This is a genomic window from Borborobacter xinjiangensis (genome assembly GCF_047739745.1).
Lineage (GTDB): Bacteria > Pseudomonadota > Alphaproteobacteria > Rhizobiales > Rhizobiaceae > Pseudaminobacter.
Map to the genome: position 1 here is coordinate 18,882 of NZ_JBLLVA010000030.1, position 20,280 is coordinate 39,161.

Sequence of the window (20,280 nt, forward strand, 5' to 3'; positions counted from 1 at the left end):
GTGTCCGAGCGGATTGCCCTTGAGGAAGACACGCTGTTTCTCGCCTGCACCAGGCCTGCGATGATCGGCGGCGTGACGATGGAGGCGATGGGGATCAATATGATCTTCACGACCATCCTCTTTATCGTCGCGGGATCCGTGGCCTATGCGCTCGTCGGCCTGGTGTTCCACGTCATCTTCAAGGCCATCGTCAAGCACGACCACAATATGTTCCGCGTGCTGCTCGGCTGGATCGAGACGCGGGGTCGAACCCGCAACAGCGGGTTCTGGGGCGGATCGAGCCTCACCCCGATGAGGCTCGTTCGGCGCTATGACGAGAGGGACCTCGGCTTTGCCTAGTACCGCAACCGTCAGAAGCCGTGAGCGCGAACCCGAGACCTTCATCCCATACGTCCGCCACGTCCACGAACGGGTGATCGCGCTCGATTCACGTGCCCTGATGGTGATCATCGCGCTTGAAGGGGTGTCTTTCGAGACGGCCGACACGCTCGACCTCAACGCGCTGCACCGCGACCTCAACACGCTTTACCGGAATATCGCCGATGAGCGGCTGGCGCTGTGGACGCATGTCATCCGGCGTCGTGACAACGAGTACCCCGACGGCGAATTTTCCAACGCCTTCTCGCGGACTCTGAACGATAAGTACCGCGCCCGCATGATCGGTGAGGACTTGTTCCGCAACGATCTCTATCTCAGCCTCGTCTGGCACCCTGGCAAGGATCCCGCCGAGCGGGTAGCCGCGTTCCTGTCGCAACTGCGAAAGGCGCGGCGATGTAGGGTTGAGCTTGATGAGGATGCACTCAAGCACCTCAACGACACGATCGTCGATGTTACAGCTGGCCTGAAGCGTTTCGGTCCGCGCGTTCTCACCCTTCAGGAACGCGAGGGCCTGCTCTTCTCTGAGCCGAGCGAAGTGCTGCATCAACTGGTGGGTGGGCGCCGTGAAGCAGTGCCGCTCACCGAGGGGCGTGTTTCATCCGCAATCTATTCCGACCGGGTCATCGTCGGACGCGAAACCGTCGAAATCCGTCATGAAGGATCGAGCCGTTATGCCGGCATGTTCGGCTTCAAGGAATATCCGGCCCGCACGCGGCCCGGCATGTTCGATGGCTTGTTGACCGTTCCCTACGAACTGATCCTGACCCAGAGCTTCTCCTTCCTGTCGAAGTCTGACGCCAAGACGGTGATGGGCCGCAAACAGAACCAGATGGTCAGCGCCGGCGACAAGGCCGGGTCGCAACTCGAGGAGCTCGACGATGCGCTGGACGATCTGGAATCAAACCGCTTCGTGTTAGGCGACCATCACCTGACCCTGACCGTCTTCGCCGACTCTGTAAAGGAACTCACGGACAATCTGGCCAAGAGCCGGACGCATCTGACCAATGGCGGAGCGGTCGTCGCCCGCGAAGATCTTGGGCTGGAAGCGGCCTGGTGGGCGCAGCTTCCCGGCAATTTCGGCTATCGCGTCCGCTCCGGCGCCATCACCTCAAAGAATTTCGCGGCCTTTTCGCCCTTCCATTCCTATCCGATCGGTCAGCGCGACGGCAACGAATGGGGACCGGCGGTTGCCATGCTGAAGACAGCGTCAGGATCGCCGCTCTACTTCAATCTGCACCATGGCGATCTCGGCAACACCTTCATCGGCGGGCCGTCGGGCTCGGGCAAGACGGTGCTGCTCAACTTCATCCTGTCGCAGGGCGAGAAGTTCGACGCGCGTATCGTCTTCTTTGACAAGGACCGCGGCGCCGATCTCTTCGTGCGCGCGGCGGGCGGCACATATTTGCCACTGAAAAATGGCCGGCCGACCGGCTGCGCCCCTCTGAAGGGCATGGAACTGACGCCGGAGAACAAGGTGTTTCTGGCGCAATGGGTGACAAAGCTCGTCGGCTCGAAAACGCGCGAACTCTCCGTCGCGGAGACCCGCGACATCGCCAATGCCATCGACGGGCTCGCCGATCTCCCGGTAGAGCGGCGCACGATCGGCGCGCTGCGCACCTTCCTCAACAATACCGATCCCGAAGGCATCGCATCGCGGCTCCGACGCTGGGAGAGGGGAGGGCCGCTGGGATGGGTGTTCGACAACGTCATCGAGGACATTGGCCTCGGCGACTTTGGCGTGGGTGGCAAGTTTGTCGGCTTTGACATGACCGACTTCCTCGATAACGAGGAAATCCGCACCCCGCTGATGGCCTACCTGTTCCATCGGGTCGAACAACTGATCGATGGGCGCCGCATCATCATTGTCATCGATGAGTTCTGGAAAGCACTTGCCGACGAGGGCTTTCGCGATCTGGCCCAAAACAAGCTCAAGACCATCCGCAAGCAGAACGGGCTCATGTTGTTCGCCACGCAAAGTCCGCGTGACGCGATCAATTCGCCGATTGCGCACACCATCATCGAGCAGTGCCCGACACAGGTATTCATGCCGAACTCGCGTGGCAGCAGGGCCGACTATGTCGACGGCTTCAAACTCACCGAACGGGAATATGAGCTGATTGCGCGTGAGCTTTCCAACGAGAGCCGCCGCTTCATCGTCAAGCAGGGCCACAACAGCGTCGTCGCCGAGCTCAATCTCGGCGGCTTCGATGACGAACTCGCTGTGCTGTCCGGCCGCACCGCCAATGTTGAGCTTGCCGACACCATCCGCTCGCAGACCGGTGACGATCCGGAAGTTTGGCTTCCTGGGGCAGACGCCCAACTGCCGCAATGCCGAAGAGGCGGAGGGCAAGGCCCGGCTCGAGCGCATGAACAGGGCCCTGGGGGGATAGCCTCATGTACACCGTCTTCGACTTTCTCGATCGCCAGTTCACGACGCCGCTCCAGAACTTCATCAGTTCCGGTACGAGCGGGATCAGCGCGTGGGTGACGGGGCCGTTGACGGCGGCGCTGACCCTCTACGTGATCCTGTACGGATTTCTGATCCTGCGCGGATCGGTGCAGGAACCGATCATGGAGTTTGCCTTCCGGGCGATAAAGCTCGCCATCATCCTAATGCTGGTCAGGAACGCGGGCGAATACCAGACCTACGTGATCAACGTCTTTTTCGAAACTCTGCCCAGGGAAGTTTCCGAAGCTCTGAACACCGGCGGTGCTCCAAGCGCCACGACCTTCGACAGTCTGCTCGATAAGGGTCAGAAGTCCGCCAACGATATCTGGGCACAGGCGTCCTGGCCGGTCGATCCGCTGACCGGTTTTGCCGGTCTCGTGGTGATCGTGGTGACGTTCATCGTCGCCTCGATCGGATACGTCGTGTCGCTTTACGCACGCGTTGCGCTCGCAATCGTTCTCGCGATCGGGCCGATCTTCATCGCACTGGCCATGTTCCAGTCGACCCGCCGCTTCACCGAGGCATGGATCGGACAGCTCGCCAATTTCGTCATCCTCCAGGTTCTCGTCGTTGCGGTTGGCTCCCTGCTGGTCACCAGCTTCGCGACGATGTTCACCACCGTCGAGGCTTACAGCGACGTCCTGATGCGACCGATCGCGGTCGGCGCCATCGGCCTTGCTTCCCTCTATGTCTTTTATCAGCTGCCGGGCATTGCCTCGGCGCTGGCGAGCGGAGGCGCCTCGCTGACCTATGGCTTTGCCGCGGGTCGGGATGCCCATCAAAGCACCGTCACGAGAACGATCGGTTGGGGGTGGCGCAGGCTGACCGGCAGAGGAGCCTGACGCCATCACCATGAGGAGTATTGCAGCGTGCATATAGTTCGAGTTGTAACAATGATGGGGCTGCTGGCCGCCGTCACCGGCTGCGCGTCGCTGAGCTATCCGCTGCCCAAATGCGACGGTTATGCGAAGCGGCCGCTCAATCGTTCGATGTGGGAGTGGGATGCCGCGAAAGCACAAGGGGACCAACAGCAGTCGTCGCTCGCTGGTAACAACGGAAGCGCCTTGGCATTCGCCAATCAGTCGGACGAGGCAACTGCCAAGACCGTAGCTTTCGCCGGGTTCGACGAAGCCGGTTCTCACACCGCCTGCCGGGCAGGGTAGGCGGCATGGTGACGACAGACAGTCTCAAGGAATATTTCGACAAGGCGCGCCGCTTCGACCAGGACCGGGTGGCCTCGGCCGAACGCTCAAAGCGACTCGCCTGGTTTGTCGCCATCGTTGCCAGCGCGCTGGCCTGCATGTCGGTCGCCGCCGTGGTCGCGCTGACACCGCTCAAGACGGTCGAACCGTTCGTCATCCGCGTCGACAATTCCACCGGCATCGTCGACGTGGTGTCGGCGATGTCGTCGGTTGCCGGCAGTTATGATGAGGAAGTCACCAAATATTTCGCCGCCCGCTACGTCCGGGCACGCGAAGGCTATGTCTGGTCAGAAGCAGAGGAGAATTTCCGGACCGCCTCGCTGATGTCGAACGCGGCCGAGCAGCAGCGCTTCGCAGCCGCGTATCGCGGCGGCAATCCGGAATCGCCGCAGAACGTCTATGGCCGCTCCGCGACGTCCCGCATCGGGATCAAGTCGATCTCGCTCATTAACAGCAATGTCGTTTCAGTCCGCTACACGCGGACAATCACACGCGGCGAAGACGTCCGCACAACCCATTGGGTGGCAACGATCACCTATTTCTATGCCAATGCCCCAATGTCCTCCAGCGACCGGTTGGTAAACCCGCTTGGGTTCGTGGTGAGCGAGTACCGGGCCGATCCGGAGGCCTTGAATTGAAGAAACGATCTCTGCTTGCCGCTGTCGTCATCGCGCTGCTGGCACCACACCCTGTTCAGGCGCTCGAGATACCGGCCAGTGCACAGCAAGACAATCGCGTGCGCTTCGTCAACTACCAGCCCTATAATATTACGCGGATCGTCGGCACGATCCGCTCGTCGGTCCAGGTTGAGTTCGCACCTGACGAAGAAATCGCCCATGTGGCTCTCGGCAATACCGTTGCCTGGGAGGTCGCCCCGGCCGGCCATATCTTGTTCCTCAAACCCCGCGAGAACCAGCCGGCCACCAACATCTCGGTGGTGACGACACGGCGGGACGGCTCCAAGCGCAGCTATCAGATGGAATTGGTGGTGCGCGACGGCTCGGTCGATGCGGGGCAGAACACCTATTTCTATGTGAAGTACCGCTATCCGGCCGATGAAGCCGAGCGACGCCGCCTCGAGGAGGAAACGCGCAAGCGTGCGGCCGAGGCAGGCTATGCCGACCAGGTCCTCGGCATCCATGAGCGATACGGCCCACGCAATTGGCGCTATTCCGCGCAAGGCTCTGCCGCAATCGAACCGCAGGCGGTCTACGACAACGGCAAGGTGACGACCTTTGCCTTCAGCGGCAATCAGGAAATGCCCGCGATCTACATCGAGAACTCCGACGGCACGGAAAGCATGGTGCCGAAGACAGTTCAGGGCGATCTCGTTCTCGTCCATGCGATCAGCCGCAAGTTCATCCTGCGGCGTGGATCGGACACGCTCTGCATCTTCAACGAGGCCTATTCGCCGGTAGGCGTCGACCCGGGAACCAATACCACCTCGCCCTCGGTCGAACGCGTGGTCAAGGTTCCGGCCGCCGGACAGTAAGGGAGCCGCCATGACAGACACGTCAGAAACAACGATCCCCGGCGAACGCGGTCAGACCTCGGCGGCGCGCAAGGTCGACAGCAATCCCTTACTGAAGCGCGGCGCCGTCGTGCTGGCGGTCGTCGCCTTCATGGGCTTTGCTATGTGGTCGATGCGCCAGGGGCCGAAGGAGGATGTCGAGCAGTCGGGATCAGGGGTGATCCGCCAGACGACGGAGTTCGAACCGGCGAGAGCCGAACCCGAGCCCGTGGTCCTGCCTGTTCCGGAGATCAAACTACCGACGCCGGCCGTCGAGACGGCGGAGACGCCTGCCGTTGACGAACTCCTCGACGCGGCAAGAAGAGCGCCGGTGATGGCTTTTGGCGGCGGACAATCTGGCAACAATGCCAGGACCTCCGACACGACCGCCGCGACGGATTCGAGCTTCCTTCCGGTCGACGGCCTTCTGGGGGGAGGGGGACAAGAGAACGAGGATCAGCGCTTCAACCGGATGCTGAAGCCGACCGTCCTGGAAGGATCGAAGGCCGGACACCTCGGCAACCGCAACTTTATTGTCGCGATGGGAACCTCGATCCCCTGCGCGCTTGAAACCGCGCTGTCGTCGGATCAACCGGGATTCACCAGCTGCGTCATTACCCGCGACGTTCTTTCCGACAATGGCCGCGTTGTGTTGATGGAGAAAGGTACCCAGGTCGTTGGCGAATATCGCGGCGGACTGCGCCGCGGCCAAAACCGGCTGTTCGTGTTGTGGAACCGCGCCAAGACACCCACGGGCGTCATCATCACATTGGCGTCGCCGGCAACCGACGCGATCGGCCGCGCCGGCTTCGATGGCTATGTCAATACGCACTGGTGGGAGCGCTTCGGGAGCGCTCTGCTGCTGTCCGTGGTCGGCGATGTCGCGACGTGGGCAGGGCAGGAGCTGCAGCGCAGCGATGTGCAGGCGCAGGGCACGGCAAGTTCGGGTAAGGAAGCGGCCGCCATCGCGGTCGAGCAGTCGATCAACATTCCACCAACGCTCACCAAGCATCAGGGCTCGCTGGTTTCGATCTTCGTCGCGCGCGATCTCGATTTCTCCAGCATTTACGGCCTGCAGGTAACCGAGCCCCGCAACACGATCTACGACCGCGCCGTGATGGGGGACTTCTATCCAAAATCCGACCTGGCGACGAAATAGGGCAGGGGGATGACGGAAAATTCCGATGCCGGCGTCGTCCGCCAATTGCTTCTCCCGCTCGATCAGTTCCTGAAGGACAAGAGCCTCTATGAGGTTGTCATCAATCGTCCAAGGGAAGTGCTGACGGAAGGAACGGCGGGCTGGCAACGCCACGAACTACCGGACCTGTCGTTTGACAAATTGATGCGGCTGGCAAGGGCTGTGGCAAGCTTCTCCAATCAGGGCATCGATGAGACCCGACCGCTTCTCTCCGCTACGCTTCCGGACGACGAACGCATTCAGATCGTCATCCCGCCAGCGACGACACGAGACACCGTTTCCATAACTATCCGCAAGCCATCGTCCGTTGCGTTGTCGATGACGGACCTGGAGGCGGGTGGTTTGTTTGAGAATGTCGTTGCGAGCACCGATCAAAACTCTCGCGACGATCCGCTGCTGACGACCTACCGCAGCGGCCAGTACCGCTCCTTTCTCGAAGGAGCGGTACTGGCGCGCAAGAACATCATCATCTCCGGCGCCACGGGCTCCGGCAAGACCACGATCTCGAAGGCCCTGATCCAGCACATTCCGCAGGACGAACGGCTTATCAGCATCGAGGACACGCCCGAGCTCACGATCCCGCAGCCGAACCATGTCCGGCTGTTCTATTCGAAGGGCGGGCAGGGGCTGGCAAAGCTCGGCGCCAAGGACCTGCTTGAATCGTGCCTGCGTATGCGGCCGGACCGGGTACTGTTGCAGGAGCTGCGTGACGGCACTGCATTCTATTATATCCGCAACATCAACTCCGGCCATCCCGGCTCGATCACCACTGTGCATGCGGATTCACCAACCCTGGCGTTCGAGCAGTTGACGCTTCTGGTCAAGGAGTCCGAAGGCGGTCAGGACCTCGATCGCCACGATATTCGTAACCTGCTTAAGATTTCAATCGATGTGATCGTCCAGTGTAAAAGAGTGGACGGCCGGTTCCGCGTGACGGAAGTCTACTACGCAGATCATGCGCATACCGTACCCACCCGTCAGGTAGAGGCGCTTCGCAAGAAAGCGCCTGCAGCCACTCTATGAGTCCGCTCAATCCTTTGCAGGTCTTCTCGGAATGCACAGTCCTCGCCATCGGGATGGCGGAGTTCTACTGGTCGCTTCAGCATTCCTTCATGCCGCTGACGTTTGACCCGGGATCCATGCTGCTTCTCTTATTGTCATCGATCCCGAACTCAGTGTTCATGATCGTTGTCTATCTGCGGCTGCGGCACCTGCTGCCGCTGGCAATCGTGCATTGGTTGATGGACGGCGCCTCTGTCGTGTTGCCGCTCCTGCAGCAATAGAGGCTCGCCGTCTTTCTGTCCCTCTGTTGCGGAGACCGTCAGGAGGCTATTTCAGTCCGAGTTTCTTCTTGAGCTCAGCATTCTCCTGCCGCAGGCGTTCTGCAAGCTGCTTCTTCAGCTGCTTGTTCTCTTCCTCCAGCGCAAGGAGGTCATTCAGATCGGCAGTCGGCGCGACAGTTTCCGTGGCCCTTTTCCACTGATAGTAGGTTTGTTCCGAAATGCCCGCCTCGCCGACGGCGGCCTTGATAGACACGCCGCCGCCGATTGCTTTCTGGATCTTCGCGAGTAGCCGGGCACGCTCATTTTCGGAATAGGTTTTGCGCTTAGCACGAGCCGGCGCGCGCTGAGTGTCCACGGCTTTGGACGCCGGTATTACAGCTTCCTTTGCGATCCGCGATTTGGGTGCCGACTTCGCCTTCTTCGGCCGCGGCGCCCTTTTCTTCGGTTCGGGCACGTCTACGCTCGCGGGCGCTTCGGCAACGGCCTCGGCGGTCTCAGCTTCCTGCGGATCCGGCATATTGTGCTCCATTAGCGGATTATCTTCGCCCGCAACATCAATCGATGGCGCGCCGGAGTCAATCAAAGAAGGTGAAGTCGGCTCATCCCGTTCCAGGTCGCGCATTGTTTCGGCGGCCACGGCTGCAACATTCAAATTACCCCAGATCGATTGCTTCTTCGTCGGGCTGCGCCTTTGCTTGACTTCTACGATGAAGGGACGCGTCTGTCGTCTCATGTCTTCTTCTTTCTCAATCAATACGATTTGCGCGACAAATCGTTGGCCATCTATAAGCCCGATATGCTTCTTGCCGCCAAAGCTGGGCTTGGCCGTCCCCAGATTCAAAGGACCAGCCCGACACGTTAGTAAGCCACGCCAGAACCAGGACATTATAGGGTAGGCCGCTATGCCTGATCTTAGTCAGTGCTCCAAGGTGGGCAAGACCAAGGCCGGCAAGCCGGATCAATGTAAGGGCTCTACGGACGGTGAGACGGACGTAGGCTTTTCGATAAAGGAACTCCAGGTCCGCTGTGACTGTCGTAGAAACCGTGCGCCCAACGGATACTTTCCTCCCAGACCATCTCTCCAAAAACTGGCTCGAACGATCAATAGGGCTCCGATAGGCCGATGTTGTCCAAGTCTTTGTCGCTCACATGAAATCGCGCGGTTACAGCCGACGTCCGAGAGCGAGGTATTTAGAGGCCTCCAGTTGCCCCAAGTGGCCCACGCACTCGGCAGGCTCAGCAAAGTGCTGCGTAGTGGAGAGTCGGCGACCCGTCACTTCTCAGGTGCCGATTCAGCTGACGACAGAAACCGCTCAACGGCCGTGCCTTAGGAACCGCTTCAAGCTCAAACCGGCCAACAAAATGTAAGGCGGCATGGCGAGCGAATAGTGGCCACAGTTTAATTCAAGAACGTTGGGCCGAGCGCCGGTGTCCTTCAGCTTTTCCATGAACCTCGCCGACAACTCTGGCAAAACTACCTTGTCTCTCTTGGCCAACACGACGTGTAGAGCGAGGTCCGGCCGCGCCAGACGATGTGCGTAATTCTCCAAGTTAAGTGGACCCCAAGCCCTTCTGAGATCGGTCAGCTCAATCTCAGGCTCAAGGCTATCGCGTATCGCGCGTGTCGCGCGACCCGTCCAAACCATATCGGCCAGACTCCCCGCCGACAGAAACAACGAGGCTTTCGACACAGCCGGGTCATGCGCCGCGATCAATCCAGCGGCCCAGGAGCCTAAGCTCATACCGAGAACCGAAATGTTACGATAGCCTTCGCGCTTCAACCAACGAATGAGCTTTCGACCGTCCAAAACTGCCTGCCTTACGGATTGGATCGTTCGACCCAGGTTGGCGCTAAGCATATAATCGGCGTGCAGAGATCCGGGACGGCTGCGCTCGAAGTGATAGGGCATGGCAACCTCGACAACCGTGATGCCGCGCTTCACAAAAAAGCTGGCAATCTGGCGATTCCGGGAGCTTGCATTCCAATGGTGAAAAATCACCAATGCCTGATCGAACGACCCGCTTTCTGTGATTTTTGCCCAGACAACATTGTTTTCTTCGATATCAGTGGAAATGTCCGATGGAAATTTGAGCCAGCCATCTAGCCTTTTAAAAACCTGATCGCCCACACTCGGCACATCGAAAAAGGTTGGATCCGCTACTGCTTGATCCGCTAGGACACAGAACTCCTCGGTCGTTTCCACCGTCTTCGCGCCTGGAAAGGCACGGTCGGCGTCAAGGATGAAATCAGTTGTCTGCTTCCCTGCCTCACCGCGTCGTCCCCGCTGCTCATCCCAACAATCAAGCCAACTATGATACACTCTGATCGTTTCCCAATTCGCTCGCACGCCCTCGGCCAAATCCTGGGTCAATGAGACCATACATCGCGAGCAGCACTCCAACGCCCAGAAGGATCGAGAATCCTGAAAACGCATCGATCAGCAAATAGCTGGCGAGGAGCAGCGCAACAGCAGCAGACATCCCCCACAAACGGGCCTTAAACTGACTTCCGATGCCTAAACGGATGGCACCATACAGAAACACAAAACAGCTCGACATGGCGATAAGCAGACTGCTGTAATGCGTCGGCATTCTGTAGCTGAAACGATTGCCCACATCGGCCCGTTCGTACAAGGCGGAAGACAGATCGCTGACCAACCAGGTCACAATATTCTGTCCATTGGATGTCAGGTAAGAGCTTTGGAGCTTCATGATAGTGGCGATCAAGATGCCCAAAAGCGTGCACCGGAAAACCCACCGCATCACCTTGAATCTGGCTTCCTTTAAATCATGTTGGAGACCCATTTCCGTCTGATTTTTTGATGCCTCGCCAATTTTCCAGAGGTCATCGACGACCGTGTAAAGAAAAATGAGGCCGGCGAAGAAAAGATAAAAACACAGGCACATATATAAGTAAGCGAGCCCTGTGAACACGATTGCTACCGGTACCGATACGATTTCAGGCCGTACAATCGCGATCGAGCCCCAATCTGTCGCGTAGTTGCCACCGCCTTTGATTAAAGGGATCAAACACACGCCGATCCACTGGAAGAGGCCGGCGAACAACACACAAATCAAAAAAACCGCCCAGAGTGAATAGGAAGAGGCGTCTATGATGTGCTCCCAGGCGTGGTCACCTTCATCTGAGCAGTCGCTTACAAGCTTTGATCGTTCTTCATATTTCCACGAGGTCACCAACTCAGAGACGAAGGCCAAAAACAGAGGCAGGAACACCATGAACACGAATGTCCAATTCGCGGCCCAAAGAAATCCGACTTGCTTAACGACGCCATCCACGCGGCCATATTTCACGTTATGAATGCCGATAATGAACGACAAAAATCCAAGAGCGGAGATGCCCGCGAACACCGAAGCCGGTAGATTCAGGGGAAAACCGTGACTAAATAATGCCTCCGATTTCCTCGCCAGACTGAAACGCCGCCTCGGCCCCTTGGCGTCAGTATCCCGTGTCAGCTCAGCCGGGGGGTCTGTCTCGTCATCGAAGGTCGCAGTCAGTGCCGTATCTGGAATCTCCGGTGCAACGCTGCTTCCGGCTCGCTTCCATTCTCGTCTCTTGGCCGATAACCGCGATTGCGCCGCACTAAGCTCCATCTGCCATTCGCTCGTTGCGACGGGATCATCGCATCCAAAAATCCTCGCCAACCAACGAATGTTGGCAGTGCTGATTCCCTTCTCGTTCTCTTGAAACCAAAGCTGCACCGTTCGCAGATCGATCCCAACCCGGTTGGAATCAATCTGTGAAATCGCCTCTTCAAGAAGCTCGGGCGTCCATGGGCCTGCTGGAAACCCATCTTCGTCCAATGGTCGTCCTGCACCCGCCGCTGCTAATTGCTTGAACAATTCTTTGAAATCGCCCCCATCTCGCGGCGGCGGGAGAAACAATTTTCCGTTCTTTATCAATTGGCTACCGGCGATGATTTCGTTCCGTTTCGCTAGTCTTCGTATCCTATCGTGCCCTCGTTCCCAATCAATGTTTGTATCAACTCGATTTTTGCCGGCACGGGAGGGATCGAATGACCGGCGAGCCGCTGGAGAGGCTGAACACGGTTGTTGCGGGAGAGATGTTTCGCAAACCGCTGGCCAAGGCACTGAACTGCCCGGATCAGTCGGAGGGCGGGCGACCACCTTACGTCGCGGTGATAAAGATCCTGGTGTTACAGGCACTTTCCGTGCTGTCGGATGAGCAGACCGAGTTTCAGATCATGGACCGTCGCGCCTTCGGCCGTTTCCTTGGTCTTCTGCATGACGGCGACAGGTCGACGGGGGTCGCTGGCCACCAGAAACATCGGATCGGAAGTGTGACCCGACACGGCATATCGGTCGAATAGACCAAGCTTCATCAGCCGCGTGCATCGCAAGACGCCATGAGGCGGTCCAGAACCCTCGCCCGTGTGGGCCATGCCTTCGCCGGAAGACCCGCGTCGGGATTGGCAGACAGACACCGATGCTACCAATAGAAGGAAGTATAGCATGCTGCTCGTATGCGAAGCAAAATTAAGCCTGGCAAACGCTCCCTACGCAATTGAACACGCGATTAGAGACCTGACGATCCATTGTCGGTCCATCTCCCAAAATAATGGGCAATATCACCTCGACTTCGAGGCAGCAACGGCAGAAATTCGTACTCATGAGGAAGGTTTGTTGATCCGTGTCAAGGCAACGGAGACCCTCATTGCTCATGGCACAAAAATGCTGATTGCAAGCCAGATTGGCTCCTATGCGATTAATATGCCTGCGAATGTCTTGTGGGTTGATGCATCAGATGAGCCGTTCGCAACTATCTTAGCTCCTGAAAGGCTAGTGGCGAAAATTTAACACTTGGTACCCACTGGAAATGGCGGGAACCGACCGCATCGCGGACGATTGTGGTCGATTCCGGCTTTCCTTAAACCAGTCGTTCGCCGGGATCGTTCGCAGGTAGCATTGCGCCAAAAGCTGACGGTCGCCTAATCTGCGTGGAGGACTGATTGCTCACAGCGACCACCAATCACCACCGGAACTGATACTTCGCACGCTGTGGTCAGGCTTTGTTAATATCGAGGCGGTGCGCCACCTCCCAAGAGTAGCGTCGCTTTCTTCGGCTGCGCGCACCATTAAGAAAATCCGCCGTGCCTACGAGTGCAATCACCTTGCAATACCGCCCGTATTGTTGATGATAAATCATACTTTGGGGGATGGGTATTTTGGCTGCGCTGCCCGCAGGCGTTACTGCCGCGAACATATCAATTTCGACGGTGCTCGAACTGCTTGATGGTCCCTTCAAGGAGACCGCCGAGGGCATTGCCAACGGCGAGTATGTGTTTTGGCTGGGGTCTGCGATCTCGAAAGAGAAGGTCGACGACCTCGGCAAGATTTGCCGCAGAATTCTCAAGCACCTGTGGGACGAGCGAGCCGCAGAAGGTGGCGCGGGAGCTTTCACAGCCGCATTCGACAAGGCGATCGGGCTGGCCGGGTTAAGCGCCGCGGAGAAGGCCAGCATTGATTTCGCTACCTCCCCCGAGACATGGGCGATGATTGACGACGTCGTCGACCGCTTCATCAGACGATATTCCGACCTATTGGCGATTGCCGTTGCTGGCAAGGATATCGACTACCTGCTTTGGGACGTTGTCGACGTCCCTGGCACCTACGCGGCCGAGGGCCTTGAGCCTGACTGTGAGCACATCTGCGTAGCGTTACTCGCTCTCGAAGGAATGCTGGCGAATGTTGCGACAGCCAACTGGGATGGTCTTGTAGAGAAGGCGATCGAGCAGTTGTCCGGTGGCGGCGCGGGCTTGCTCGCGGTGTGTGTTACCGCAGACGACTTCAACGGAGCAGCCTCTCGGACGCGGCTAATCAAGTTCCATGGTTGCGCTGTACGGGCGAAGGAAAACTCCGGAGTCTATCGCAGTTATCTGGTCGGGCGCGAGCCTCAGATTATCGGATGGACCGCTGACAACAACTACAACATGATGCGTCACGAACTTGAGGGCCTTGCGAGCAAATTTCCGTCGCTCGTTGTTGGGCTCTCGATCCAGGATTTCAACATCAAGACGGTGTTCGCAAAGGGTAACAACCTCAAGCCGCACGCCTTTCCATCACATCCGCCAGCCTACGTGTTCGCGCAGCAGGAGCTGGGGATCGATCAGGAGCAGTTGCTTCAGTACGTCTACGGCGCTCAGTACGCCCAGCATCAGGCTGATATCGAAGAGTCGGCTAAGCTGCCTGCCTACTCCAAGCCTCTATTGACGGCGCTAGTCCTGAGCACTCTTACTAAGAAGCTCGCGGCGTATTCCAGCCGCGCAAGCGCGCCCGGATTTGGCTCAGCGGATCGCGAGGCGATGGCAACGGGCGTGCTCGCATTGCGCGATCGCATCGCCAAGGGAGGCGATGTGGACCGCCTCGCCTTCGTGAAAGCCATTGTGCAGCGAGGCTCGCAATTGCTTAGTTCGTTCAGAGGTACTTCCTATGCTGGCAACGGTGCCTTTGCTGGGCTTGGCATTCAACCCGTTTCGCAGATCGCGAGCGACCCCAATCTCGGAACGACCGGTTTGCCTGAGCTGGCGAACGTTGCCGGGATACTGGGCCAGGTCGCGAACGATAACTGGACCATGACCGTCGGAGACGGCGGCGCCGTCGAAATCGACAACGCTGGAGCCAAGCGCAAGGTATTCGTCGTTGCGACAAGCGACGCGGCGGCCAGTCTGGTGCTTGACGGGACGATCGACGAGGAGGACCCTGATACCGTTGTCGTCATCTGCACTGCAGCGGCGCCCCGTATGAAGCGGAACCATCGGCAGCACCCGGAAGAGTTCTCGATCCGGACGCGGCAACGGATGTCGCCCTGCGATCGATCCTTCAGTCAGCAGCAAACGCAGAAGAAGCCGTTCAGTTATTCAGGGAACAAGCCGGACTATGACCTTGAGCCCGTCTGTAGCCCGCATTGTAGACATCCTGGTTGGCGTCGGGTTCAAGACGCTGCCGACGCCGTTCAAGGTGGGCAGTATTCCATTTGAGTTTGCGGCCATGTTGGTTGGCACGGACAGGTCTCCTGACCTAGTCGTGATCATCGACACCGTGACCGAAAAGGAGGAGCGCGCGCGGCAGAAGATTGGCGGACTAGGTCGTGCGCTTGACGCGGTGCAGTCAAGGCGACCGGTCACTGCCGTCATCACTGGCCCGACGCCCGGCAAGCAGACGCTCGAGTCCATCGCGAAGGTATGTCGCGTTCTGCCGGTCGGAACACCAACAGGACCATCGGACGACAGCCTGCTTCGTGATTGGCTGGCAGTGTTGTTGCCGCTGGTGGTCCCGGATACGTCGACAATTGCAGCTGACCCACTGGTCACCCTGCGCAATCAAACGGACGATCTCAGCGCACTCATTCTGGCTGCCGCACCACGTGGGACGCCTGCCGTTCAGGAGGCTCTGCGCAGACGTCTAGAAAAACCTCTTACAATGGCGATGTCGACGATGTCGGATAGCGGCGAGGACTTGCTATGACCATGCTTGATCCGATTGAAGGGTTGGTCATCCAGAACTTCCGCAGCATTCGTGGCACGGTACCCGTGCCACTTGACGCTCCCATTGTCCTGATTCACGGCGCCAATGGTGCCGGTAAAACAAGCATCTTATCCGCTCTTGAGCTGGCCCTTACCAGAGAGATCCCCGCGATGAAGCGGGATGACGAGACGTTCGAGAGGTTCCTTGTGCATCAGGGACAGAAGCAGGCTTCTGTCTCGCTCGTCGGCAAGAACAGTGTTCCCCTCAAGCAGGGTGCTGTAACGATTGCGGGTGGCATTGTCAGCGGAAACGCTTTCCTCGATCGAGCCGATGCGCGGTTCTTCAGTAACCGCTGCATGCTAGCGCAGTCGGTCCTTAGTCGCTTGCTGAAAATCTATCAGGATGCCGATCCCAACAAGGAGTCGGCCCTTACGCATTTCGTGAAAGACCTCTTGAGGCTAGACCAACTCGACGCGGTCATTGATGGGCTTCAACCGGCAGGTGACGTTCGCAACGTACGAAAGCTCGCACCAGCATACAAGGACGCGGAGGACCTACGAAAATCGAAGGAATCTGAGCGTGTACGGTTGCAGCGTGAGTGTACCGATGTTGCGCAACGGCTGGCAACTGAACTCAAGCTTCTTCAGGATGACATCGATGTGGCCTTGCCGGGGCGCAAGGTCGATCTACAAGCGCTGGAGGCCCTGCGAGACGACCTGCGGCAACAGGATACCAGCCCTCGGCTGTTGGACGAGCACGGACGCCTGACTGAACTGCAGTCAGTTGAGAAGTGGTCGGACATTGCGAAGAATACCGGCTCGCTACAGCGTACAGAGGTTGAAGATCGCGCCGCCACGGCGGCGGCAAGCGCTGGCGGTTGGCGTGAGACTACTGGCGTTGAACTGGAAGCGATCACCGCCGCGCTTCGCGAGATTTTTCCTGATCTTCCTTCTTGGTCGTCAACCAGTCCGGATGTCGCCTACGCCTCATCGCGCCAACGTCTCGAAGAGGAGCTCGCAAGATTGAACGGCATACTGTCGATGGATCAAGAGAACCTTGCGCTCCAAGCGAAGGCGGCCGAGTCCCAGGCGCAGGACGAGGCCCGGCTCAAAATCATTTCGTCTCAGATTGCCGATATCTCCAAGACATCCAGTCAGATTGCGACTGCGCTGGGGGCTATCCTCCCGCACATTCATGACAATGAGTGTCCGGTGTGTGGTCGCGACTTTGGGGAAATCTCGAAGGAACCGCTGTCGGCCCATGTGCAACAGCATATCGCGCAGATCACCGCTCATTCGACGCGCCTGAGGCAACTATCCAACGAGCAGGTTACGGCTACAACACGGATCACCACCAGCGCCCGGCAGCTTGACCGCTTGCGCGCGGCAATACTTTCCGATGATGCCAAGCTTCAGGCCAATCGTAGGATTGTGTCCCTGACAGAGCATCAGGTCGCCCTCACACGAATTTCCGATGCAGTGGCCGTGGGAGCGAGACTTCTCTCCCAGGAAGCGGTGGCGTCGCGCGAGCTCGGTCGCTTCCGAGAAGACGATCGGCTTTCGAATGAACTGCGCGCCAGCGCTTCGCGGATCAGCGAGGCCTTCGGCGGAAAGCCGATAGGCCAATCCGACCAGCTCGGGCAATTCCTTGCGGAGCTTCGGCAGGAAGTTGCGGCGCGTGTGGAGAGCCTTCATCGCATCCAGCGAGGTATTGAGGGCGCAACAAATCGTTGCACGGCTGTCCTGCGGCTGCGCTCGCAGCGCGACACTGTCACTGGTGACATAACGCTGCTCGATGAAGACATCGAGAAGCTGGACACTGCCTTCAGGGTCGCAGACGCCGACCGCAAGCGCGCGAAAGAACTTTCTGATATCGCGCGCAAGGCAAGAACTGACACTGTGCGCAAGGTGTTCAACAACTCGCTGAACACGCTTTGGCGAGACCTGTTTGTGCGTCTTGCCCCGACCGAGCCCTTCATTCCGGCATTCCGTATTCCGCAGGATTCCACTGAGATCAGCGCCACGCTGGAGACTATTCACCGAAAAGGAATGCCAGGTGGCGCACCGGGCTCGATGTTGAGTTCCGGTAATCTCAACACGGCAGCGCTAACGCTCTTCCTTGCCCTTCATTTCTCGGTCGCCACCCCTAGGTTGCCCTGGCTGGTTCTCGATGACCCCGTGCAGAGCATGGATGAGCTGCACATCGCTCAATTCGCAGCGCTGCTGCGAACGATATCGCGCAACCAGCATCGCAAGATCATCATCGCGGTCCACGAGAAGCCGTTGTTCGACTATCTGGCACTCGAATTGAGTCCCGCTTTTGAAACAGACAAACTGCTGACTTTGGAAATCCGTCGTGGCATCGAGGACGATACTCAGGTGATCCCGCGTTACCTGCCCTACCAGAAGGACGCAGTAGCCGCGTAGATGTCGGGATTAGTCTGCTTATCGAGAAGCGTCAGGCCGCTGTAATGTCCGCTTTGGGCCGGATCTTGCCAAATTGCTAAAGGCGGTTTTCGCGACTTTGCTGTGTAAAGCTGTCAGCCCGGAAACCATCCCTGAGCGGCTGTTGCGGTTGGGTACCAAGCGTCAGATTTTCACCGCTAGAGACACGTGAGAATAAGTAGGCAAATTCAACCAGGCGCTATCGTTGCTAGCTGCGTGGGTATAGATCAATCGACCGATCCAGCTGACGGCATAGAGCTGAGCTATCTTTTGATCGAGATCGCAGCATTACGACCGCGTTCCAATTGCTGTCGATGCAGCTGGGTCAGGCCATGCACCCCGTGCATCTGAGACTGGACGCGCGCGAGCGTGATCGCGCGTTCGGGGGAGATGGCCAGGTTTCGCGATAGCCGGTCGAGATCTCCTGATTTCAATGCATTTCGGTCCGCGGGCGTCAGCCGTCGATTGATCGACGTCGCGATGCCGTCCAGTTCCAGTCGCAACTGCGGGGCGGCGTGCAGCCTCGCGGCCTGTTCGTGAGTCGGCGCCTGCAGGATCGCGGTCAAACCCTCGGAAGGCGCTCGGATTTCCTGTCGTTGGCGATGTTGTTCCTCACGATGCCCGGTTTCGATCTGATGCCGCTCGAAATCGACCGTGCGGCCATAGTCTTCCATGGCAGCGGCGAGCTGTGGCAGATGCGCTTTCGCGGTCTGGTGTTCAGGGCTTTCGGCGCGCAGGAACCCGCTACCCTCACCAGCCATGGGCCCAAACCTTCCGGTCCGGATATCCTGTCCGGCGACGGAACCCGCCATGGCTCCATCGATGCCCTCGACCGTCGCGGATGTGGCTGCGGCATTTCCATAAACGAGTCGCGATAGCCGTTCGATTTCCGAACGCTTTTCCTCAAGCCGTATGGATTGCCGCTGCTTGATCCCTACCTCGGCTTCGCTCAGATCAGGCAAGTCACGTCCGGGAATAAGGACCTCTCCCGGTCGAACATGGCGATCCTGCCTTTCTCCAGTCCTATCCCAGATGGCGGGGCCACCCAACGGTTCTTCCGGAACGGTTAGAGCGATGGTGTTCTGCTCGACGCCGATTCGCTGCTTGACCTCCCTCGCCGTCTTCATGGCATCGTCCTCATCCGACCGGCGGCGCGCCGCCAGGAACCAGGCGAGATCATCGCGTGAGTGGGCCTTAACTTCATCGATCAGCGCCGCGTTGGCGCTTCGGGCCTCCATGCGGGCTACCACTCTGGTCCAGACATTTGCGAAGCTGTCAATTTCCTCACGGGACAATGGACGGCTGCGTGTTTCCTCCAGGACCTGGCGCGCTGTGGCGGCCGCCAGCCATTGTCCATTGGATAGAGCATTCTCATAAACCACCTCGCCATTCGGTCGTTGGATCACGACACGATCGGCGAGCTTGCGGCGCTCGATGCGCTCCAGGCTTTCGGCGAGGCCGGTGACGGCGGCATCATGGACGGCGCGCGGCGGGATACGCGCTGCAGCGCCGGCGTGATGCAATTCCTCAAAGCGGTAATGGCAACCTTGCCAACTGACCCGCGGACTGACGGCCAGCACGCGCGCCTCGATGCGATAGCCGGCCGATCGTCCGGCCGCCATGACCTTCTCGACATTGTCGGGCGTCCGCATCGTGGTTTCGAACACGACGTGGACACCGCGTCCGGTGGCAGCAGTGAGCAGCTTCTCGCTCCAGATGCCGGCATCGGCCTGCGTGAAGCGCGATGCCGTCATCGGATCGGCATTCTGGTGAGCGACAAATCCCGGATGAGAGGACCGCAGATCGTCTCCGACGACGCGGATGACAGGACCGGTTTGCTCCAGCTCAGCATGACTGGCGGTCAGTAGCACCGTTTTACCGGAACCAGGCTGGCCGCCGAGCACGATGAGGGTCGGCCGATCCGCCTTTCCGATATCGTCGGGGAGATAGTCGGGCAGGATCTCGGTGCGAAAGATGTGTTCGTTCTGGGCCTCCGACAACCGGCCGAGGGTAGCTTCGTCCGCCATGGATCAGAGCTCCCGCCAGAACGAGGCCGCGTTTTTGACCCGCGGCCCCCATCCCGCGATCACGGCTTCGATCTGCTCGGGATCGCCGACCCGAATGCGGTTCTGCACCGCAAGGAACTCCCGCCGCTTGGCGCGCAGCGCCTCGGCGCCGGCCGGATCGTTCGCCTCGATGGCGGCGACGCGTTCCGATATCAGCCCACGCGCCTGATTCATGATTTCGATGGCGAGCTCAGCACGCACGATCGCGTCGAGCGTTGTTGTCTGTCCGGCCATTGTCGTGTCCCTT

General features: G+C 58.9%; 19 protein-coding genes. 14 read left to right on the forward strand and 5 right to left on the reverse strand.

The features are described 5' to 3' along the window. Genes ACLKMW_RS22265 through ACLKMW_RS22305 form a run of 9 tightly spaced genes read left to right on the forward strand, consistent with a single transcriptional unit; the run spans position 1 to position 8,020 of the window. Positions 1-339, forward strand: a complete 339-nt coding sequence (locus tag ACLKMW_RS22265) for a VirB3 family type IV secretion system protein (protein ID WP_415726725.1) — start codon at positions 1-3, stop codon at positions 337-339. Then, the gene (locus tag ACLKMW_RS22270) at positions 332-2,866 is read left to right on the forward strand and encodes a VirB4 family type IV secretion/conjugal transfer ATPase (protein WP_458575178.1); all 2,535 of its coding nucleotides are present in this window, start codon (positions 332-334) and stop codon (positions 2,864-2,866) included. Before ACLKMW_RS22265 ends, ACLKMW_RS22270 begins: the two co-directional genes overlap by 8 nt. Next, positions 2,773-3,669, forward strand: a complete 897-nt coding sequence (locus tag ACLKMW_RS22275; protein ID WP_415726726.1) for a TrbL/VirB6 family protein — start codon at positions 2,773-2,775, stop codon at positions 3,667-3,669. Before ACLKMW_RS22270 ends, ACLKMW_RS22275 begins: the two co-directional genes overlap by 94 nt. Before the next feature lie 51 nt (positions 3,670-3,720). Continuing rightward, a complete protein-coding gene (locus ACLKMW_RS22280; protein WP_415726727.1) occupies positions 3,721-3,990 on the forward strand; it encodes a type IV secretion system protein VirB7 in 270 nt (89 codons plus the stop codon). A 5-nt stretch (positions 3,991-3,995) separates the two neighbouring features. Beyond that, a complete protein-coding gene (locus tag ACLKMW_RS22285; protein WP_415726728.1) occupies positions 3,996-4,667 on the forward strand; it encodes a VirB8 family type IV secretion system protein in 672 nt (223 codons plus the stop codon). 11 nt (positions 4,668-4,678) lie between these two features. Beyond that, positions 4,679-5,521 carry a P-type conjugative transfer protein VirB9 gene (gene virB9 / locus ACLKMW_RS22290; RefSeq protein ID WP_415726749.1) on the forward strand — a complete coding sequence of 281 codons (843 nt, stop codon included), beginning with the start codon at positions 4,679-4,681 and terminating at the stop codon, positions 5,519-5,521. Between the two features lie 10 nt (positions 5,522-5,531). Beyond that, complete coding sequence (virB10, locus tag ACLKMW_RS22295) at positions 5,532-6,698, forward strand: type IV secretion system protein VirB10 (RefSeq protein WP_415726729.1); 1,167 nt, start codon at positions 5,532-5,534, stop codon at positions 6,696-6,698. 9 nt (positions 6,699-6,707) lie between these two features. Further along, positions 6,708-7,760, forward strand: coding sequence for a P-type DNA transfer ATPase VirB11 (gene virB11, locus ACLKMW_RS22300; RefSeq protein ID WP_415726730.1), 1,053 nt, complete (start codon positions 6,708-6,710; stop codon positions 7,758-7,760). Next, complete coding sequence (locus ACLKMW_RS22305; RefSeq protein WP_415726731.1) at positions 7,757-8,020, forward strand: hypothetical protein; 264 nt, start codon at positions 7,757-7,759, stop codon at positions 8,018-8,020. The genes virB11 and ACLKMW_RS22305 overlap by 4 nt, the downstream gene beginning before the upstream one ends. A gap of 46 nt (positions 8,021-8,066) precedes the next feature. Here ACLKMW_RS22305 and ACLKMW_RS22310 read toward each other — a convergent pair whose 3' ends face one another. The 3 genes from ACLKMW_RS22310 to ACLKMW_RS22320 form a co-directional block, all read right to left on the reverse strand. Further along, positions 8,067-8,861 (reverse strand): transposase, encoded by a 795-nt coding sequence (locus ACLKMW_RS22310; RefSeq protein WP_415726732.1) that lies wholly within the window; start codon positions 8,859-8,861, stop codon positions 8,067-8,069. A gap of 472 nt (positions 8,862-9,333) precedes the next feature. Further along, a complete protein-coding gene (locus ACLKMW_RS22315; protein ID WP_415726733.1) occupies positions 9,334-10,341 on the reverse strand; it encodes an RcgR family putative quorum lactone hydrolase in 1,008 nt (335 codons plus the stop codon). Beyond that, positions 10,331-11,941, reverse strand: a complete 1,611-nt coding sequence (locus ACLKMW_RS22320) for an RcgA family putative transporter (RefSeq protein ID WP_415726734.1) — start codon at positions 11,939-11,941, stop codon at positions 10,331-10,333. The genes ACLKMW_RS22315 and ACLKMW_RS22320 overlap by 11 nt, the downstream gene beginning before the upstream one ends. Before the next feature lie 113 nt (positions 11,942-12,054). Here ACLKMW_RS22320 and ACLKMW_RS22325 point away from each other — a divergent pair, with 113 nt between their 5' ends. The 5 genes from ACLKMW_RS22325 (at position 12,055) to ACLKMW_RS22345 (ending at position 17,949) form a co-directional block, all read left to right on the forward strand. Beyond that, positions 12,055-12,369: a transposase gene (locus tag ACLKMW_RS22325; RefSeq protein WP_415726735.1), complete on the forward strand. Its 315-nt coding sequence runs from the start codon at positions 12,055-12,057 to the stop codon at positions 12,367-12,369. 142 nt (positions 12,370-12,511) lie between these two features. Further along, complete coding sequence (locus ACLKMW_RS22330; RefSeq protein WP_415726736.1) at positions 12,512-12,856, forward strand: hypothetical protein; 345 nt, start codon at positions 12,512-12,514, stop codon at positions 12,854-12,856. A 368-nt stretch (positions 12,857-13,224) separates the two neighbouring features. After that, entirely contained in the window at positions 13,225-15,036 is a 1,812-nt protein-coding gene (locus ACLKMW_RS22335) for an SIR2 family protein (RefSeq protein ID WP_415726737.1), read from the forward strand. A gap of 46 nt (positions 15,037-15,082) precedes the next feature. After that, positions 15,083-15,523, forward strand: a complete 441-nt coding sequence (locus tag ACLKMW_RS22340; protein ID WP_415726738.1) for a hypothetical protein — start codon at positions 15,083-15,085, stop codon at positions 15,521-15,523. Then, a complete protein-coding gene (locus ACLKMW_RS22345; RefSeq protein ID WP_415726739.1) occupies positions 15,520-17,949 on the forward strand; it encodes an AAA family ATPase in 2,430 nt (809 codons plus the stop codon). The genes ACLKMW_RS22340 and ACLKMW_RS22345 overlap by 4 nt, the downstream gene beginning before the upstream one ends. 281 nt (positions 17,950-18,230) lie before the next feature. Here ACLKMW_RS22345 and ACLKMW_RS22350 read toward each other — a convergent pair whose 3' ends face one another. Continuing rightward, a complete protein-coding gene (locus ACLKMW_RS22350) occupies positions 18,231-19,994 on the reverse strand; it encodes a zeta toxin family protein (protein WP_415726740.1) in 1,764 nt (587 codons plus the stop codon). 3 nt (positions 19,995-19,997) lie between these two features. After that, on the reverse strand, positions 19,998-20,267 hold the full coding sequence (locus tag ACLKMW_RS22355; protein WP_415726741.1) for a hypothetical protein: 270 nt from the start codon (positions 20,265-20,267) through the stop codon (positions 19,998-20,000). Between the last annotated feature and the right edge of the window lie 13 nt (positions 20,268-20,280).

Bases quoted from the DNA above. Each gene is read 5' to 3' on its own strand.
- virB10 (WP_415726729.1), top strand. From the start codon at position 5,532: ATGACAGACACGTCAGAAACAACGATCCCCGGCGAACGCGGTCAGACC.
- virB11 (WP_415726730.1), top strand. From the start codon at position 6,708: ATGACGGAAAATTCCGATGCCGGCGTCGTCCGCCAATTGCTTCTCCCG.
- ACLKMW_RS22275 (WP_415726726.1), top strand. From the start codon at position 2,773: ATGTACACCGTCTTCGACTTTCTCGATCGCCAGTTCACGACGCCGCTC.
- ACLKMW_RS22330 (WP_415726736.1), top strand. From the start codon at position 12,512: ATGCTGCTCGTATGCGAAGCAAAATTAAGCCTGGCAAACGCTCCCTAC.
- ACLKMW_RS22325 (WP_415726735.1), top strand. From the start codon at position 12,055: ATGACCGGCGAGCCGCTGGAGAGGCTGAACACGGTTGTTGCGGGAGAG.
- ACLKMW_RS22305 (WP_415726731.1), top strand. From the start codon at position 7,757: ATGAGTCCGCTCAATCCTTTGCAGGTCTTCTCGGAATGCACAGTCCTC.
- ACLKMW_RS22285 (WP_415726728.1), top strand. From the start codon at position 3,996: ATGGTGACGACAGACAGTCTCAAGGAATATTTCGACAAGGCGCGCCGC.
- ACLKMW_RS22280 (WP_415726727.1), top strand. From the start codon at position 3,721: ATGATGGGGCTGCTGGCCGCCGTCACCGGCTGCGCGTCGCTGAGCTAT.
- ACLKMW_RS22345 (WP_415726739.1), top strand. From the start codon at position 15,520: ATGACCATGCTTGATCCGATTGAAGGGTTGGTCATCCAGAACTTCCGC.
- ACLKMW_RS22350 (WP_415726740.1), bottom strand. From the start codon at position 19,994: ATGGCGGACGAAGCTACCCTCGGCCGGTTGTCGGAGGCCCAGAACGAA.
- ACLKMW_RS22355 (WP_415726741.1), bottom strand. From the start codon at position 20,267: ATGGCCGGACAGACAACAACGCTCGACGCGATCGTGCGTGCTGAGCTC.